Origin of the sequence: Sphaerochaeta sp. S2 (assembly GCF_016406725.1) — a bacterium.
Lineage (GTDB): Bacteria > Spirochaetota > Spirochaetia > Sphaerochaetales > Sphaerochaetaceae > Sphaerochaeta.
Window position 1 is genome coordinate 1 of the sequence record NZ_JAEKNT010000227.1, and the last position, 1,727, is coordinate 1,727.

Below are 1,727 nucleotides of genomic sequence, written 5' to 3' on the forward strand. Positions count from 1 at the left end.
GCTCAACATGCAGATCTTGCGCGAGGGCTCTTGAGAAGCTGGCGATAAGTCCATGGTTCTTTGCAAGGAGTTTATTCGCCTTATTGCGAGGATACCCTCCAGAGAGAGCCACCACACGAACCATGTGTTTCTCTTTCTGCAGTTCAGCATAGAAGTTTGGTTCGGTAGGTATGGAAAGCTTAAGCATGACCCGATCCTCTTCATTGAGGTGTTCAAGTTGCTTGACAAGTTCAGCTTTCAGAATCTTCTCAGATGCTTGCTTATCCATACTGTGGATGTCGACTTCGGGTTCAATGATCGGAACCAAGCCTGCTTTCAATATGATCCTGGCAATTTCAAACTGCTGTTCGACTATCTTCCTGATTCCCTTTTGATTGGATTCCTTGATGACTGAACGCATCTTTGTGCCAAAAATCCCCTGCTCGACTGCTTTCTCTAACAGTGTTTTAAGGTCTGGCATGGGTTTCATCAACTGAACTCCTTCAGAGAGTTCTGCAAGACCTTTGTCCACTTTCAGGAATGGGACTATTCTCTTGGTTTTCCAAAGGTATGCAGCCGTTGGCATTCCTTCAATAGTCCGGTCCATGGTGTCTTCAAACAGAATAGCCCCCAAGATATGGGCATCGGTAAAAGCAGGGCTCGTAATGATTCTGGTGCGCATTGCATGTACAAGATCGAACATTTCTTTATCCGTTGCATAGGCATCTTCAGGGATTCCATAGTGCAACAGTGCTTTGGGTGTACTGCCTCCACTCTGGTCCAAAGCAGCGATAAAACCTTTTCCAGTTACCATCCGGCTAAGTTGTTCTCTGTTCATACGCTTCCTTCCTTATTACCAATATAAGTTTTTTATTGGTTACAAGTTAAAGGTACTCAAATGTAGTAAAGCAAGCAAGTGAGGGACCAGAGAATTCGCTATCCAGAATTACCCACTTGGAAAAACTGAGGGGGGGGGCGGTATCGTATCGCACGGCAATCCACCAGTCGGCAATGAAAAACCTACTGGTGGAAGATGTTTAGATATTTAATTTAATTGAGAGCGACTGTCCCAGTTACACGAGAAGTTTCATCGGTCGAGAAACTATCTAGATATTCTTGAGATGAGAATATGATATTTCCTTCAACCACTGCATCCACCAAATGGAATCCAGTTGCCTCCACATAAACATCACCTTTGAATATACCGCTTTGGATACGTGTATTTGGACTTCTGACCACCATTTTTGGAGCACTCAAAGTATATCGTGCTGTGACTTTCCTGTTCTCATCCTGAGTATAGAATGCCAATTTTCGATATAATTCATCATTTCTTGTAAAATCCCCGTCAATTATGATTTCTTGATCAATATCCATGTCCTGAAGAATTGCCACAATCCAAGTACCATCAGGACTAATAGCTCGGCGGAAATCTTCCGGAGTGTTTACTATCGAAGCTGTGGTAATGGCATCTGTTGAATCAGACTCCTTGTTGCAGCTTGATAACACAATTAGTATGGCTAATACTACAATGATCATAAAAACGTTCTTCTTGTGAACCATTCATTTCCTCCTACATAAAAATCTCAAACTTCTTTCTTGTTCTGATAATTTCAATCTCTCGATTGTCGGATGCAACCAACTCACATATCCAATACCTAAAGTGTATTCACGCAAAAAATAGCAATAATTTTCTGTAGCCTGTTCTAGTTTTAGGCTCTTCTGAATAATCCATATCGATCCAGATATGC

General features: G+C 42.1%; 3 protein-coding genes. All 3 read right to left on the reverse strand.

The window, feature by feature from the left end:
- Window positions 1-817, reverse strand: an 817-nt coding sequence (locus tag JF818_RS06230; protein WP_198891167.1) for a fructose bisphosphate aldolase, incomplete at its 3' end; no start/stop codon positions are given.
- A 212-nt stretch (window positions 818-1,029) separates the two neighbouring features.
- Window positions 1,030-1,539 (reverse strand): hypothetical protein, encoded by a 510-nt coding sequence (locus JF818_RS06235; RefSeq protein WP_198891168.1) that lies wholly within the window; start codon window positions 1,537-1,539, stop codon window positions 1,030-1,032.
- The coding region (locus tag JF818_RS16355) for a hypothetical protein (RefSeq protein ID WP_233066490.1) at window positions 1,540-1,727 on the reverse strand (188 nt) is incomplete at its 5' end.